The following is a 13,884-nucleotide window of genomic DNA, read 5'->3' on the forward strand; positions in this document are numbered from 1 at the left end:
GCGTGCGCCTCCCGCCGGATACCATTGCTCCTGCTCGATCTTATTCGTGTGGATGGGGAGGGTCGGCACGGTGCGATCCCACATCGACCCGCTCACCGGGGTGCGCGGCGTCGCCGCGACCTGGGTGGTGCTGCTGCACACCCAGCTGCTCGCGCCGGAGCTCCTGCCGCGCCTGCCGGTCGTCGGAGCGGTGATCGACGGCGGCAACCTGGGCGTCGACCTGTTCTTCGTGCTCAGCGGGTTCATCATCGCGTACACGTACCTCGACCGCCTCGCCGCACACACGCCAGGCGACGTGTCGCGCTATCTGTGGCTGCGGCTGGCTCGCATCTACCCCACGCACCTGTTCATGCTGCTCGCGGTCGCCGCCCTGGTGGGGGTCATGACGCTCGCCGGGATGCCCCCGGCCGACGAGCGTCGCTTCTCGCCGCTGAGCTTCGTGATGAACGTGTTCCTGCTCCAGGCGGTCCCTCCCGCCCTGGCCTGGAACGACCCCGCCTGGTCGATCTCGACCGAGTTCGCCGCCTACCTGGTCTTCCCCCTCCTGGTACCGCTGCTCACGCGCCTCTCGCCGCGCGCGGCGGCCGTGTCGCTGATCGCGATCCTGCTGACCGGCATGGCAGCGCTGGGAATTGTGGTGGCCACAGCGCACACGTGGCCGTTCTGGTCGGGCTATGTCCTGATGTGGACCAGGATCGCGGTGTGCTTCCCGGTCGGCTGCCTGCTGTACACCGTGTGGCGGTCGCGACCGGTGACGCAGTGGCGCCGGCCGGCCGACGTCCTGCTCCCGCTGTCGGTGCTCGGCGTGCTGGCCGCATGCATGCTCACGCCCCCGGCGGAGGCGCTCACTCTTCCGGTTGCGGCCTACCCGTTCATCGTGCTGATGATCTTCGCGCTCGCGTCATCGCGCGGGCTGCTGTCGCGGCTGCTCGCGTCCCCCGCGATGATGTGGGCCGGTCGCGCGTCGTACTCGGTGTATCTGGTGCACTTCCCGGTGCTCCTGGCGGCCGCCGCCGCCGTGGGCGTGCTGGGGATCGAGGCCGGCACCCCGCTGGCGATGGTCGCGCTCGCGGTGACGCTGCTGGTCGTCCTGGGCGCCGGCGCCTTCGCCCATCATGCGGTGGAGGAACCGGCGCGGCGCGCTCTCAGGCGGTTCGCAGACGCGCGCGCCAGCCGCCGGCAAGCCGTTCGAACGCCGCGGGAACCGTGAGGCGGTCGCGCAGGCCCTCCGTGCGCGCGACCATGCGATCCATCTCGGCGTCGTCTGTCACCAGGCGGTTCACGGCGGCGGCGAGCTCTTCCCGTCCGCCGTCGACGATCTCCGCCTCATCGGAGAGGCCGGGGTAGCGCAGCGCGATCAGCGGTGTTCCATAGGCGAGCGACCGTGCGGCCACGCTCGAAGCCACATGGGTCACCGGTCCGTAGGAGCTCCGCCTGCCGTAGGGCAGCACGATCGCTCGGACGCTCGCGAAGAAGGCGTCCTCCGCGGCGTCCTCGACCCCGCCCAGGATCTCCACGCCGTCCACCGGATCGAGCGCCTCGGTGCCGCGCCCGGCCACGCGCAGCCGGATGCGCGGATCGATCATCGCCCGCAGCTGCGCGAGATCGTCGAACCCCTTGCCCTTGTAGACGTAGCCGAACAGGCCCACCGCGAGCGGTCGCTCGGTCGCCGGGTCCAGCCGGGGACGCGTGGGCGGCGGCAGGAAGCTCACCACGACATCCTCGTGACCCATCTGCTCTGCCACCGCAGCGCCACCGGAGGCGGTCAGCGTCGACAGCATCACCCCGCGCATCACCCGGCGTTCGAGCCGCTGCCAGAGCGGCATGAACGGGTAGTGCAGCGCATGCACGATCAGCCGGTGCTTCTCGATCGCGCGGGTGCGCAGCGGCAGCCACACGCTCAGCGGCGCATCGTGCAGCGTCGCGCTCCGGAGCACGCCGGGCCGCCGGAGCGACCGCTGAGCGATTCCCCAGAACGGCGCGAGCACGCCGCCGCTGTGCTCGGTGTGCACGATCACCGGCCCGTCCGCTGCGTCCACGGCACGGCGGATCTCGCGGCGGACCCGCCGCACGTCGGCGAAGGAGTCCTGCCCCGCTCCGCCGTGGCGCACCTCGATCACCGTCGAAAAGGCCGCGCGCGCCTCACCGAGGATGTCGTCGGCATAGTCGCTCACGCCGCTCGTGCCCGTCCTCGGGGCGACATAGACCAGCGTGGCAGCGCGCAGCGGGTCGCGGCTGCCGTCGGGGGCGGGGAGCATCAGTAGAACTTCCTCCGGTACGCGGCGGTATAGGTCAGGGCGGATCGTCGTGTTCCGAGCGGTCGCGCCGGCACGCCCGCGACGATCTGCTTCTCGTCGACGTCGGTGCGCACGAGGGAGCACGCTCCGACGACCGCGCCCCGCCCGATCGTGACACCGCCGACGATGGTCGAACGCGAAGCGACCCAGGCGTGGTCGCCGATCGCCACCGGAGCGAACGCCGCGTCGAACGTGTCGGAGTCGACCTCGTGCGTGCCGGTGATGATGTGCGTGTCGCTTGCGATCGTCACATCATCGTCGATGCGGATGCCACCGCGCGCGTCGAGCATGCACCGGAAGCCGATCGAGCATCCGGCGCCGATCCGCAGACGGTGGATGTCCAGCACGGTCGTGCCCCGGCCGACCGTGCTGTTCTTGCCGATCCGCGCTCCCCAGGCGCGGAGCGTCGCGAGCCGCACGGTGTGGGAGGGCACGTGCGTGACGACGATGTTGAAGACGGCGAAGCCCACCTGGCGCCACTTCTCGCGCAGATCCATCAGACGTCCGCGGGGTTCACGCGCGTGCCGACGGCGCCGCCCGTGTCTTCGGCGTCTGGCGCTTCCACGCCGCCCGCGGAGGCCTCTGTCCGGGGGCGCGCCGTCCGGCGACGACGTTCCCGCGGCTCAGCGGCCTGGCTCGTCCTCGTGCCCGCCGCGCCCCGGGTCTGTCCCTCTGCCGGCGCATCGGCGGCGGGCGCATCAGCAGCGGACGACTCGTCGGGCTCCGGCGATGCAGGCTCCGGCGCCGCGGCGAAGGAGCGGCGGGCTTCGGCGGTCGCCTGAGCCTCATAGCCGTAGGCGTAGTAGCCATACGCGTCCACGCCGGTGCGCGCGAGCCGGTTGGCGACCACGCCCATCAGCGGAGCGGCTGCCTGATTCAGCGCGAGCATCGACGTCTCCAGCTGCGGACGACGAACGCGCTCGACGCCCACGACCAGCAGCACGCCGTCGACCACCCGGGAGAGCTCGAGCGCGTCGGCGACGGCGAGCAGCGGCGGGCTGTCGATCACGATGTAGTCGGCCCTGGCGTCCAGACGCGTCAGGAGATCGCGGAATCCGGCCGAAGCGAGCAGCTCCGCGGGGTTCGGGGGAACCCGCCCCGATGCGATCGTCTGCAGTCGACCGGACGACCCCGCCGGCTGGATCACGTCATCGAGCTCGGCGCGGCCGATCAGCAGGTCCGTGAGCCCGGCGCCGCCCTCCAGGCCGGTCAGCGCGGCGACGGACGGGTTGCGCAGGTCCGCGTCGATCAGCACGACACGGTTGCCCGCCTCGGCCAGAGACCCCGCCAGGCTCAGCGCCATGGTCGACTTGCCCTCACCGGGGATGGACGAGGTCACCAGCAGCACGCGCCGTTTCGTCCCGCCGGCGTCGATGAACTGGAGATTGGTCCGGATCCCGCGGATCGACTCGGCGAACGTGTTGGAGCCCGCCATCATCTCCAACGGGCGATGACGGTGCAGCCGGCGATCCTTGGAGACCATGCCCAGGAGGGGCGCTGCGACGATCCGCGAGACGTCGTCGAGGTTGCGCACGCGCGTATCCAATGCCGCCAGGAGGAAGGCCAGCCCGACGCCGAGCAGGAGGCCGCCGGCGCCACCGACCGCCAGGAACATCCAGGCGATCGGCCACGACGGCTCCGCCGATGGAGATGCGTACTTCACGACGGTCACGCTCACGAGCGGATCAGCGCCCGCGACGGGTGCCTCGATCTCCTCGGTGATGACGGTCGCGAGCTCGTCGGCGACAGCGTTGGCGATATCCGCCGCTCCGACCGACGTGGCGTCCTCCGCCTGGATCTCGATGATCAGCTGATCCCGCTCGGCGATCGCCGACACGCTCCCGGCGAGCTCCTCCGCGGTGCGGCCGAGGTCGAGGCGCTCGATGACCGGGTCAAGGACGATCGGATCCGAGGCGATCCGGGCATAGGAGAGCATGCGCGCCTGGGTATACGTCGAGCCCTGCAGCAGTTCGTCCGCGGTGCCGAGCGACTGCGTCGAGACGAACAGCCGTGAGACGGAGGTGTAGGTCGTCGGCACGACGAGGAGGGCAACGGACGCGGCGGCGAGACCGGCCGCGAGGAGAATCGCGACGAGCGTCCAGAATTTCTGGAAGACCCGCAGCACATCGACCAAGCTCACAGCTGTTTCCTCTCGGTTCAAGCTCCCCTCGCCCAGGCCGGGCCCCGCTCTATGATCCACTATCCGCACCATCGCCCGCATCGGCGGACGCGAGCGCGCGTTCGATCGCCCTCTGCAGAACCGGTCGGAGGTGCGTGGCGTAGTCGGCGGCGATGTGCTGGCGGTCCGAGCGCACGACCAGGTCGTCCACGAACACCGGGCACCAGCCGTCGGGCGAGCAGTACCACGGACGCGCGTCGATGATCGCGAAGGGCGCCGCGGCGGCCCCGCGAGCCCGCTCCGTGGCGGCCAGCTGCTCGCGCCACTCCGTCGAGATGCGATCGGTGCAGTCCTTCACCGACGCGATGCGGGTGTAGCACTCCGCCACGCTGACCGACGCGGGCGGCGAGGTCAGCACGACGAGGGGGATGCCTCCCAGCGCGTCGGCGGCTGTCACGAGACCGTCCGTCCAGTACTGCACGGCGTCGACGCCGTCGGGCTGGAGGAGGGTGAGCATCTCCGCCTCGCCATCGGCGGCGACGACCAGATCCGGCTGCAGGTCCAGTGTGCGCTCGCGCGCCCAGACACGGTGCTCATTGCACTCCTCCGGGTAGCCGGCACGTCGGGCTCCCGGCTCGAACGCGCCGGAGACGGAGACGTCGACGAACGGGCACTGGGAGTGCGTCAGCACCCGCACCCGGTATCCGAGGTCATTGAGCGCGGCCCCCAGGCCGGGCAGCCACGACACCGCGACGGAGTCCCCCAGGACGACGGCCGTGCGCGGGAGCGACGCATCCCCGATGACGCACTCGTCCTCGATCTCCGGGGTGATGTCGAGGCAGCGATCGGAGAAGATCCCCTCGCCGGCCACCGTTCCAGACTCGATCTGCTCGAGCACCGGCGCCGGCCACGAGTCGGCGTCGAGCGCTGCTAGCACGGCCCGCTCGATGCGCGCCTCCGGGTCGTCGGTGTCCTCCCCCGCCGGCGCGGCGCTCTCCGTCGGCGACGGGTGCGCGACCGGCGGATCCTCCCCGTCACGCGGGAGCTGGGCGACGACGACCGCGAGCACCACGGCGGCCACGAGAGCGGTGACGGCTCCGACGCGCAGCGCGAGCGCACGCCGCACCCGATGGATCTCTGAGCGGTGACGGCTCCGACGGTGCGCGCGCGGCTCCAGCCAGGACGAACGCCGGATCGGGTCCTCGACCAGGTGGAAGGCCAGCGCTGCGAGCACGAGCGCGATCGGCACAGCGCCCCACAGGTAGAGGGCGGAGTCCTTCCCGGCGAGCGCGGCGATATAGACGAACACCGGCCAGTGCCAGAGGTAGGCCGAGTAGGAGATCTGACCGAGATAGCGACCGACGGGATTGGTGACCAGCACCAGACGGGAGTCCTGACCCACACCCGACACGATGATCGCCATCGTCGCGAACGCGGGCAGGAGCGCCCAGAAACTCGGGTAGGCGTCATCGGGGGTCAGCACGAGCGCTGCGCAGACGAGCATCGCGACACCGCCCCACGACAGCACAGGTCGGGCTGCGGCGGGGATGCGCTCCCACCAGTGGTTGCCGAAGAAGAGCAGCGCGCCGAATCCGAGCTCCCACGCGCGCGTGAGCGTGGACAGGTAGGACACCTGCGGGGCGGTCATCGGCTGGATGACACCCCAGACGAACGAGACGACCGTGATCACGGCGATCGTGGCGATGACGACCCCGGAACCCGGCGCGGAGCCCGCGCGGCGGCGCCGGGTCACGAGCGCGCCGATCCCGAACGCCGCGAGGATGATCGCGGGCCAGACGAGGTAGAACTGCTCCTCGACGCTCAGCGACCAGTAGTGCAGCAACGGGCTCTGCGGCTGCCAGGTCGCGAAGTAGTCGGTGCCGTTGACGACGAAGTTCCAGTTCGCCACGAGCAGCGCGGCCCAGATGCCGTCCCAGGCGATCGACTGCGCGCGCGCGAGCGGGAAGATCAGGAAGCCGACGAGGATCGTGATGACGATGACGAGGGTGGCCGCCGGGCCGAGGCGACGGATGCGGCGACGGTAGAAGCGCGGGATGTCGATGCGCCCGGTGCGCTGGTGCTCACGGATCAGCAAGCCGGTGATGAGGTACCCCGACAGCACGAAGAAGAGGTCGAGGGCCACGAACCCGCCGGTGGGCCACTCGACGAGGTGGGTCGACAGGATGATCAGCAGGCACAGGCCTCTGATTCCCTCGAGGTCGGGGCGGAATCCCCGCCCCCCGTTGACGAGCAGCTTCATCCCCATGAAATCCCCACCAGCCGCGCCGCGGCGCTCTTCGTACCGCTCGATCCACCGAGCGCCGGCGCGCCCGACTCACCACTATATTCGTATGTATACATTTGTATGCATACGCATGTTTAGGCCATGAACGCGCTCCCCGATGACGGACGGGCAAGACGTCGTGTCTTTCTCATTCTCGTCCATATACCGGGGCCGAACGGACCGCACGGGACACCATCGATCGCAAGAGAGGGCGGGCTGACTCATGAGCCCTGACCGGGTTCTGCACGTTGTAGAAGCCTTCGGCGGCGGAGTCGCCGACGCGGTCCGCAGCTTCACCATCGCCACCCCCGAGATCGAGCATCATCTGCTGTACGCGGTCCGTGCGGGCATCCACGTCGACGATGAGATGCTGGAGCATTTCGCGTCATCTGAACGCATGCCGTCGGGGCATCTGGCACGGATCTCCGCCGTCCGCCACGCGGTGCGTCGGGTCGCACCCGATGTGGTGCATGCCCATTCCAGCTTCGCCGGCGTCTACACCCGCCTCGCCATCGTCCGCAAGCACAACCCCATCGTCTACTCGCCGCACTGCTTCGCCTTCGAAAGGCGCGACATCGGCCGCCCCAAGCGCACCACCTACCGGCTGATCGAGGCTCTTCTGGCGCCGAACACGACCGCCTACGCGACGTGCTCGCGCCGCGAGACCGAGCTGGCCCTCACACTGACACGGCGCACCCGCCCCGTGCACGAGGTCGTCAATGTCGCGCGCGCGTTCTCCGACGACACGGCCGCCCGGCCCGCGGTCCCCCCGGGTCCAGCGACCTTCGCGATGACCGGCAGGCTCGCGCCGCAGAAGGGCATCATGCGGTTCGCCCGCCTCGCCGCCGACATCCACGCTCATGATGCGGACATGCGCGCGCTCTGGATCGGAGGAGGCGATGAATCACTCGCCGGCCCCCTCCTCGACGCCGGCGTCGATGTCACCGGATGGCTCTCGCCCCCCACCGTCGCCGCCACGCTCCGCGGCGCCGACCTCTATGTGCACACCGCGCAATGGGAGGGATTCCCGGTCGGCCTCCTCGAGGCCGTCGCTCTCGGAGTCCCGTCACTCGTCGTCGAAGAGCCCTACGCGCGCGGCCTGGCTCCGGAGATGCGCGTTCCCGAGGATGCCCTCGGGGAACGCGTGATGCTCCTGATGACCGATGACGCCGCTCGACGCCGACTGCTCACCGCCGGCCAGCAGTCGTTGGCGGGCCATACCCGGGAGCAGCAGAGCCAAGACCTGCGCGCCGTCTACGCCGTCGCGCGCCGGCGGACGCCACGAGGACCGGCCGCCGTCTCGGCGACGTAGGTCCGGCGTCAGCTCAGGTAGTCGGCCAACGCCTCATCGGTGTCGCGGGGTGCGAACCCGGTCGCCTCGATCCGGCCGAGGTCCAGAACGGAGAACCGGGGACGCGGTGCGACCGGCGCGGTCGCCGCGGCGAAATAGTCCGCCGTCGAGACCGGGCGGACGCGCGCGGGATCGTGCCCGGTGAGCTCGAAGACGCGCGCCGCGATCTCGGCCCAGCTGCGAGGCTGCCCCGCTCCGGTCAGGTTGTAGACCCCGTACGGGGCCCCGGCGTCCAGGAGATGACGGACGCCGCGAGCGAGGTCACGCGTGAAGGTCAGGCGCCCGACCTGGTCGCTCACCACCGCCGGGGAGACCTCCCGGTCTGCCAGAGCGGCCATCGTTCGGACGAAGTTCGCCCCGTCGCCGATCACCCACGACGTGCGCAGCACATAGTGCCGCGGAACCGTCGTCACGATCGCGTCGCCGGCGGCCTTCGTCTGGCCATAGACACCGAGCGGACAGACGGGTTCGTCCTCCCCGTACGGTGAGGTTGCGGAGCCGTCGAAGACGTAGTCGCTGGACACGTGGACGAGGACGATGTCGTTCTCGGTCGCGACCTTTGCCAGAGCGGCGACAGCGGTGACGTTCGCAGCCCACGCGTCCCGGCGGCCGTCCGCCGTCTCGGCGAGATCGACCTTCGTATAGGCCGCGGCGTTGACGATCGCCCCGTAGTCGCGCCAGCGCCGCGCACTCCCGAGGTCGACGGCAGCGATGTCGAGGTCTGTCCTGCCCGCGAACTCGATGTGGGACGCAGCACCGCACTCTTCCCGCAGCGCACGGCCGAGCTGACCGTCGGCACCCAGCACGAGGACCTTCTTCGGCGGGACGGGCGTCGCGTCGGCGAGACGCGGATGCGCACGGTCCTTCGCAGACACCTCCGCCTCGGCGAGCGGGATCGGCCACCCGATCGCGACGGTCTCGTCCGCCAGGTTCAGGAAGGAATACGACGCCTCCGGCGACCAGTGGTCGTTCACGAGGTAGGTGTACGCCGTATCGGGCTCGAGCGTCTGGTACGCGTTGCCGACACCCCGGGGCACGAAGATCGCGCGTGACGGATCGATCTCCGTCGTGAACACGGCTCCGAACGTCGGCCCCTCACGCAGATCGACCCAGGCGCCGAAGATGCGGCCCGTCGCGACGGAGACCCATTTGTCCCAGGGCTCGGCGTGAATGCCGCGGGTGGTGCCGACCGCATCATTGAACGAGACGTTGTTCTGCACCGGGCCGAGATCCGGCAGCCCGAGGGCCGTCATCTTCTCGCGCTGCCAGTTTTCCTTGAACCACCCTCGGCTGTCGCCGTGCACCGGGAGCTCCCACACCACGAGGCCGGGAATCGGCGTCTCGACCGGCGCCAGCTGCTTGCCGTACTCGGTCATGCCGTCACTGCCCCTTCGCCGCGTAGAACGCCTCCGTGGCATCCTTCGCAGGAGCCCACCACACCTCGTTGTCGCGATACCAGTCGATGGTCGCCGCCAGGCCGGCCTCGAAATCCTGATACGTCGGGACCCACCCGAGCTCCCGGCGCAGCTTGCTCGAGTCGATCGCATAGCGCAGGTCGTGCCCCGCGCGATCGACGACGTGGTCGTAGGCATCCGCCGGCTGGCCCATGAGCGTCAGGATCAGCTCGACGACATCCTTGTTGTTCTTCTCTCCGTCGGCGCCGATCAGGTACGTCTCGCCCGCCGCGCCGTCGTCCAGGATCCGCAGGACGGCCGAGGAGTGGTCCTCCGCATGGATCCAGTCACGCACGTTCTCCCCCGCACCGTACAGCTTCGGACGAACACCGCGGAGCACGTTCGTGATCTGGCGCGGGATGAACTTCTCCACATGCTGGAAGGGGCCGTAGTTGTTGGAGCAGTTGCTGATGGTGGCCCGGACGCCGAAAGAACGCACCCAGGCGCGCACGAGCAGATCGCTGCCCGCCTTCGTCGACGAGTACGGCGAGGACGGGTTGTACGGCGTCGTCTCGGTGAAGCGTGCGGGGTCATCGAGCTCGAGGTCGCCGTAGACCTCATCCGTCGAGACGTGATGGAACCGGCGGTCGTGCTTGCGGGCCGCCTCGAGCAGCGTGTACGTGCCCAGGATGTTCGTGTCCAGGAACGGGCGCGGGTCATCGAGCGAGTTGTCGTTGTGCGACTCTGCGGCGTAGTGCACGACGGCGTCCGCGTCCGCGAACAGCTCATCCACCAGCCCGGCATCGACGATGTCCCCCCGCACGAACGTGAAGCGATCATCCGGCAGCCCCGCGAGGGAGGCCTGGTTCCCCGCGTAGGTGAGCTTGTCGAGCACCGTCACCGAATGATCGGTGTTCGCGATCACATGGTGGACGAAGTTCGATCCGATGAATCCGGCTCCGCCGGTCACGAGCAGACGCGCCATACGTGGTTCTCCCCCCAGGAAGGCATTCGGTTTCCCCCATCCTCCCAGATCCCCCCGTCGCCGCCGTCCACCGGACGCGACCGCGCGATCCGCCGGCGCTAGGACAGGGACCGGGAGCGGCGCCGCTCCCGCCGCACCTGCAGGGGCTCGATGAGTTTGTCCGCCCACCGCGTCCCCTGCGGAAGCACCCGCGTGCGGGCCAGGCGGAGCTGGACGGCGTACAGGTACTCGTGCAGGAAGATGGGATGACGAATCCAGAGCGCCCAGAGGCGGCCGAGACTGACGGCCCACTCGAGCAGGAAGCGCGTGATGCCGACCTCTCTCGTATAGGGCAGGGACATCGAGAACTCGCGATTGACGACCGCTGGCCACATGCGCGGTCCGCGGATCGAGTTCGCGATGTTCGTGTCATGGATGACCTGCATCCACCGCGGAGGGCCGACGACGTTCAGAATCGGTGCGTGCCTGCGGCTGCTGGGGTGGTTGAAGCTCTGGAACACCGTGCGGGGCTGGCGGCTCTGCTCCCGGCGTTCGATGTAGGAGATGAAAGGCCCGGAGGGCTCGAAGTAACGGAACAGCCGGCCGTTGCGCGCCACCTGCACCCCGCGCAGGAAGTTGACGTACATCGAATCCTGCCGGCGGAAACGGGCATGCAGATCCTCGACGAAGCACCGGGCCACCGCGTCGTCGCTGTCGATCCGCGTGGTGATCAGGTACGGCCGCGACGTCACGTCCTCCACGGCCTGCCGGATCGCGTCGTGGCCCCACGGCCGATCGAGCCAGACCGGCGTGAACAGGCCGGGTGCGAGCTCGGCGACGGCCTCGCGCAGCCAGTCCGGGCTGCTGGCGTCGAAGAAGACCAGCCAGGTGAAGTCCCGCACCGTCTGGGCGGCGAGGGAATCTGCCAGCGCGTCCTGGAAGAACCCCCACCGGAACAGCAGCCAGTCCTCGTCCGGCGGGGGCTGGTCGTGCGTGAACCGTACGCTGAATCGCGTCAGGATGACGTGGTCGAAATCGCCGACGGCGGAGCCGGAGCGCTGTTCTGGCATGCCCGGCTCAGCGGCCGCGCTCGAGCACGGTGAGCAGGTAGGCGCCGTAACCGGACTTCACCAGCTTCTCGGCGCGTTCGCGCAGCTCGGCGTCCGAGAGGAACCCCTGGCGCCACGCGACCTCCTCCGGCACACCGATCGACATGCCCGTGCGGCGCTGAATGGTGCGCACGTACTCCGCGGCGTCGGTCATCTGGTCGAACGTCCCCGTGTCGAGCCACGCGGTCCCCCGGGGCAGGACGTCCACCTGGAGCTTGCCGCGTTCGAGGTAGGCCCGGTTCACGTCGGTGATCTCATACTCCCCGCGGGCTGACGGCTGCAGGTCACGCGCGATGCCGACGACATCGTTGTCATAGAAGTACAGCCCCGGCACCGCGTAGTTGCTCTTGGGGTGGGCCGGCTTCTCCTCGAGGGAGACCGCACGGCCACCGGCATCGAACTCCACCACACCGTACGCCCGCGGCTCCGCGACCCAATAGGCGAAGATGGCGCCGCCATCGACGTCCGAGAACCGGGAGAGCTGCGCGCCGAGACCCGGCCCGTACAGGAGGTTGTCTCCGAGGGCCAGCGCGACCTTGCTGTCACCGATGAAATCCGCCCCGATCGTGAACGCCTGCGCCAGGCCATCGGGAGAGGGCTGCTGGGCGAACGTCAGGGAGATGCCGAACTGCGACCCGTCGCCGAGCAGCCGCTGGAAGTAGGGTTGGTCCTGCGGGGTCGTGATGATCAGGATGTCGTCGATCCCCGCCAGGATCAGGGTGGACAACGGATAGTAGACCATCGGCTTGTCGTAGACCGGCACGAGTTGCTTCGAGACGCCCAATGTGATCGGATGCAAACGAGTGCCCGACCCCCCGGCGAGAATAATCCCTTTCACGGGTCCATCGTTGCATGCCCCCGATGCCGACGACGGACCGAACCGCGTTTGACCTCTCAAGCGCGGCCCACGGCTGCGAAGCCTTCGCAGCCGTCAACACTCTCTAGAAGGAGTCCACTCATGCGCCTGTCTGTCATCGGCTGCGGCTATCTCGGGGCTGTCCACGCAGCGGCAATGGCGTCCATCGGCCATGAGGTCGTCGGCATCGACATCGACGACCGGAAGATCGCGTCGCTCCAGCAGGGGAACGCACCGTTCTTCGAGCCCGGCCTGCAGGACATCCTCAGCGAGGGGATCGCATCGGGGCGCCTGAGCTTCACCACAGACATGTCCGCAGCACGCGGCGCTGCCGTGCACTTCATCGGCGTCGGAACGCCGCAGCAGAAAGACGGCTACGCGGCTGATCTCACCTATGTCAACGCGGCCGTCGATGCGCTGATCCCGCACCTCTCGCCCGGCGATGTCGTGGCGGGCAAGTCGACGGTTCCTGTCGGCACGGCCGCCGATCTCGCCGAGCGCGTGCATCCCACGGGCGCCACCCTGGTCTGGAACCCGGAGTTCCTGCGCGAGGGCTTCGCGGTGCAGGACACCATCGACCCGGACCGCCTCGTCGCGGGGGTGCCGGACGATGAAGCCGGCGCTCGCGCCGCCGACGTCCTGCGGGAGGTCTACCACCCCGCGGTGGCGAAGGGGACTCCGTTCCTCGTCACCGACTACGCCACGGCGGAACTGGTCAAGGTCGCAGCCAACGCCTTCCTCGCCACCAAGATCAGCTTCATCAACGCGATGGCGGAGATCGCCGAGGTCACGGGTGCGGACGTGACCCAGCTCGCCGACGCGATCGGTCACGACGCCCGCATCGGTCGCCGGTTCCTCGGAGCCGGTATCGGCTTCGGCGGCGGCTGCCTTCCCAAGGACATCCGCGCCTTCTCCGCGCGGGCGGAGGAGCTCGGACGCGGGGAATCCGTCGCCTTCCTGCGGGAGGTCGACGCCATCAACCTCCGGCGACGCGAGCGCGCCGTGCAGCTCGTGGTCGATGCGGTCGGCGGTTCCGTCTTCCAGAAGCGCATCGCGGTGCTGGGCGCCGCGTTCAAGCCGCACAGCGATGACATCCGTGACTCCCCCGCCCTCGACGCAGCGGTGCGCCTGCACGGACTGGGCGCCCAGGTGGTCGTCACCGACCCGGAAGCCGTGGAGAACGCCCGTCGCGTACAGCCCCAGCTCACCTATGTCACGGACCGTGATGAAGCGCTCCGCGGCGCGGACGCCGTTCTGGTCGTCACGGAGTGGGACGAGTACCGTCATCAGCTCAGCCCCGAGCACGCCGCGTCTCTTGTCGCTCACCGCATCGTCGTCGACGGTCGCAACTGCCTGGACGCCGGCGCCTGGCGCAGCAGCGGGTGGTCGTACACCGGAATGGGGCGTCCGTAAGGCCGAAATCGGATGGCACGACCAGGCCTCATCCGCTCGCTATAATCAGCGGAGGCCGCCGGGGGACGGACATGTCCAGTAACTGCGTTTTTCTCGT

The 13,884-nt window shown here is 69.4% G+C and carries 11 protein-coding genes; 3 read left to right on the top strand and 8 right to left on the bottom strand.

The window, feature by feature from the left end:
• Nucleotides 1-52: 52 nt before the first annotated feature.
• The gene (locus AC3RXY_RS12560; protein WP_491511269.1) at nt 53-1,210 is read left to right on the top strand and encodes an acyltransferase family protein; all 1,158 of its coding nucleotides are present in this window, start codon (nt 53-55) and stop codon (nt 1,208-1,210) included.
• Here the strand turns inward: AC3RXY_RS12560 and AC3RXY_RS12565 are convergent.
• The 4 genes from AC3RXY_RS12565 to AC3RXY_RS12580 are packed head-to-tail and all read right to left on the bottom strand — an operon-like array spanning nt 1,146 to nt 6,682.
• On the bottom strand, nt 1,146-2,258 hold the full coding sequence (locus AC3RXY_RS12565) for a glycosyltransferase family protein (protein WP_491511270.1): 1,113 nt from the start codon (nt 2,256-2,258) through the stop codon (nt 1,146-1,148). The genes AC3RXY_RS12560 and AC3RXY_RS12565 overlap by 65 nt on opposite strands.
• The gene (locus AC3RXY_RS12570; protein ID WP_491511271.1) at nt 2,258-2,794 is read right to left on the bottom strand and encodes an acyltransferase; all 537 of its coding nucleotides are present in this window, start codon (nt 2,792-2,794) and stop codon (nt 2,258-2,260) included. Before AC3RXY_RS12570 ends, AC3RXY_RS12565 begins: the two co-directional genes overlap by 1 nt.
• On the bottom strand, nt 2,794-4,437 hold the full coding sequence (locus AC3RXY_RS12575) for a tyrosine-protein kinase domain-containing protein (protein ID WP_491511272.1): 1,644 nt from the start codon (nt 4,435-4,437) through the stop codon (nt 2,794-2,796). Before AC3RXY_RS12575 ends, AC3RXY_RS12570 begins: the two co-directional genes overlap by 1 nt.
• 49 nt (nt 4,438-4,486) lie before the next feature.
• Nucleotides 4,487-6,682 carry an acyltransferase family protein gene (locus AC3RXY_RS12580; RefSeq protein WP_491511273.1) on the bottom strand — a complete coding sequence of 732 codons (2,196 nt, stop codon included), beginning with the start codon at nt 6,680-6,682 and terminating at the stop codon, nt 4,487-4,489.
• Nucleotides 6,683-6,923: 241 nt separating this feature from the next.
• Between AC3RXY_RS12580 and AC3RXY_RS12585 the strand changes: the two genes are divergently transcribed.
• Entirely contained in the window at nt 6,924-8,012 is a 1,089-nt protein-coding gene (locus AC3RXY_RS12585; protein WP_491511274.1) for a glycosyltransferase family 4 protein, read from the top strand.
• An 8-nt stretch (nt 8,013-8,020) separates the two neighbouring features.
• On the opposite strand, the gene AC3RXY_RS12590 is transcribed toward AC3RXY_RS12585, so the two are convergent.
• The 4 genes from AC3RXY_RS12590 to rfbA all read right to left on the bottom strand — a co-directional run bounded on the left by AC3RXY_RS12590 (nt 8,021) and on the right by rfbA (nt 12,356).
• Nucleotides 8,021-9,427 (bottom strand): sugar nucleotide-binding protein, encoded by a 1,407-nt coding sequence (locus AC3RXY_RS12590; protein ID WP_491511275.1) that lies wholly within the window; start codon nt 9,425-9,427, stop codon nt 8,021-8,023.
• A gap of 4 nt (nt 9,428-9,431) precedes the next feature.
• Nucleotides 9,432-10,430 carry a dTDP-glucose 4,6-dehydratase gene (gene rfbB / locus AC3RXY_RS12595; protein WP_491511276.1) on the bottom strand — a complete coding sequence of 333 codons (999 nt, stop codon included), beginning with the start codon at nt 10,428-10,430 and terminating at the stop codon, nt 9,432-9,434.
• Between the two features lie 98 nt (nt 10,431-10,528).
• Entirely contained in the window at nt 10,529-11,479 is a 951-nt protein-coding gene (locus AC3RXY_RS12600; RefSeq protein ID WP_491511277.1) for a glycosyltransferase, read from the bottom strand.
• Between the two features lie 7 nt (nt 11,480-11,486).
• Nucleotides 11,487-12,356 carry a glucose-1-phosphate thymidylyltransferase RfbA gene (rfbA, locus tag AC3RXY_RS12605; protein ID WP_491511278.1) on the bottom strand — a complete coding sequence of 290 codons (870 nt, stop codon included), beginning with the start codon at nt 12,354-12,356 and terminating at the stop codon, nt 11,487-11,489.
• A 120-nt stretch (nt 12,357-12,476) separates the two neighbouring features.
• Here rfbA and AC3RXY_RS12610 point away from each other — a divergent pair, with 120 nt between their 5' ends.
• Nucleotides 12,477-13,787 carry a UDP-glucose dehydrogenase family protein gene (locus AC3RXY_RS12610; RefSeq protein WP_491511279.1) on the top strand — a complete coding sequence of 437 codons (1,311 nt, stop codon included), beginning with the start codon at nt 12,477-12,479 and terminating at the stop codon, nt 13,785-13,787.
• Nucleotides 13,788-13,884: the final 97 nt, after the last annotated feature.

It is taken from the genome of Microbacterium longlingense (assembly GCF_058349825.2).